The sequence below is a fragment of the Flavobacterium psychraerolatum genome (genome assembly GCF_025960985.1).
In the GTDB taxonomy this organism is placed as follows: domain Bacteria; phylum Bacteroidota; class Bacteroidia; order Flavobacteriales; family Flavobacteriaceae; genus Flavobacterium.
Map to the genome: position 1 here is coordinate 1 of NZ_JAOQMX010000088.1, position 2,351 is coordinate 2,351.

Consider the following 2,351-nt stretch of genomic DNA (forward strand, 5'->3'; position numbering starts at 1 on the left):
AACTTTATTTCGGATAAATGAAATATTACCCCCTATGCTAAAGTAAAAATCTTTGATCGATTTTTTATAATTAGCTGTAAGCTCCAATCCTTTGTTTTGAATATTTCCTGCATTTGTGTAAGGATAATTTGCATAACCTGATGTTTGAAGAATCGGGCTAGGCATTAACATATCAGTTGTATTTTTCAAAAAGTAATCAGCAGAAAAGGTGATTGAATTATGTAAGAAACCAAGATCAAGACCAAAATTGGTTGAAACGGTTGATTCCCATTTTAGATTTTGGTTTCCAGGAGTCAAAGGAGCAACCCCTAATGCAGTTGCATCGCTTCCATATAAATAATTTGTTCCAACATTAAGAGTGTTGTATACAGCACTAATAGGAATGTTTTGATTCCCCGTTTTACCCCATCCTACTCTTAATTTTAATTGGTCGATAGCATCTGCGTGAAAAAACTTTTCATTATGAATATTCCAAGCTCCTGCTATTGAAGGGAATTTGGCCCATTTATTATTTGCTCCAAAACGGGAAGAACCATCAACTCTATACGTACCAGTCAATAAATAACGATCATCATAATTATAATTTAGTCTTCCAAAAAACGAAACTAATTCTGATTTAGAAATACCACCATTAATGATAGATGTAGACGAATCTCCTGCTCCAACAGTTGGGTTTGCAACGCTGCTAGGAATATTACTTTGTTGGCCACTAATGGAGTTTGAACTCAATATTTGTTGCTCTTGTCCCAGCAAAGCATTAAAATTATGCTTTTTACCAAATTGTTTGTTGTAATTTAAAGTATTAGAAATAATCATTACTCGGTTTTGATTTCTTTGTACATTATATACACTAACGGGTGCATTAAAACGCGGAGAAACATTATATGCCGGTTTGTAATTATCTACTTGATGAGTATTAATTTGAAGACCATAATTGGATTTAAAGGTCAATCCTTTAATAATTTGAGCTTCAATAAATACGTTTCCTAAAAAGCTTTCATCACTTGAAGGTGTTTTACCATATTGTACCAAGCCAAGTGGGCTTACCGCTTGAAGTGAATATTTGGACAACCCTAATGAACCATCAGCATTGTATAATGGAGTAACGGGGTCAATCATGTAACCAACAAAGGCACTTTTTAGATTAGAATTAAAACCATTTTGCGGGACAGAAACTGTGTTTGCTGAAGCATATTGTAGGTTGGTACCCAATTTGATTTTAGGTTTTATTTGGTAGGTATTATTTACTCTAAAATTGGTTCTTTTGTATGAAGATTGGTCAATAACACCTTTTTGTGCAATAGATCCAAAAGAAACATAATAAGTTGATTTATCACCACCACCTGTAACAGCCAATTGATGGCTTTGCATCACTCCTGTTTTATAAACAGCATCTTTCCAATCGTAATTTGGCAATGATGATGGATTGGCTAAATCTGGATTTGCAGGTGATCCATCATTTGCTCTTGCTTCATTGTATAATGTTGCCCATTGAGTTGAGTTTAAAACGTGCAAATTGTCAATACGATTTTGTACACTGGCGTAGGTATTGTAAGTAATTGTTGGCGCACCTTTTTGACCACCTTTTGTAGTAATCATAACGACTCCATTAGCTCCTCTAGAACCGTAAATTGCTGTTGCAGAAGCATCTTTTAATACCTCAACAGATTTAGCATCGGCCATATTGATACTAGAGATATCATTAATTGGTACTCCATCTACAACATACAATGGATCGGCACCATTAACCGTACCAATTCCTCGAATTCGAACAGTTGGTGTAGCGCCAGGATCTCCAGAACTTTTAGTCACGGTAACACCTGCTAATCGACCTTGAATAGCCTGTGCAATAGATGTGTTTTGTGTTTTATTTAATTCTTTGGTATCAGCAGATGCAACAGAACCTGTTAAATCAGATTTTCTTATTGTACCATATCCAATTACAACAACTTCATTCAATTCAGCAGCATCACTTGTCAAAATAGCATTAATGACTGCTTTTCCATTAATATTTATTTCTTGGGATTTTAATCCTAAGTAGGAAAAAACTAGTATTTTGGATGTGCTAGATGTATTTAAGGTATAGCTACCGTCAATATCTGTTGTTGTTCCTACAGTTGTCCCTTTTATCATAACGTTTACACCTGGAATGGGTAATCCATCTGTATCTTTAACGGTACCTTTTACTTGGGTTTGTTGATTTAAGTAGCTGGTTTCTAAAGGAACTACTTTGTTACTATATGCTGCATGTGAAGTGGAATGCATTACAAGGCAGGATACGGACAAGATAAAGGTTAATGATCTTGATCTTGCATTACTTTGAAATGGATAAAGCAATTTTGCTTTATCCC

1 protein-coding gene is annotated in these 2,351 nt (G+C 34.8%); it reads right to left on the reverse strand.

The genetic code is table 11. The features are described 5' to 3' along the window. A partial coding sequence (locus M2326_RS17420; protein WP_264620815.1) for a SusC/RagA family TonB-linked outer membrane protein occupies nucleotides 1-2,265 on the reverse strand: 2,265 nt, incomplete at its 3' end. Nucleotides 2,266-2,351: the final 86 nt, after the last annotated feature.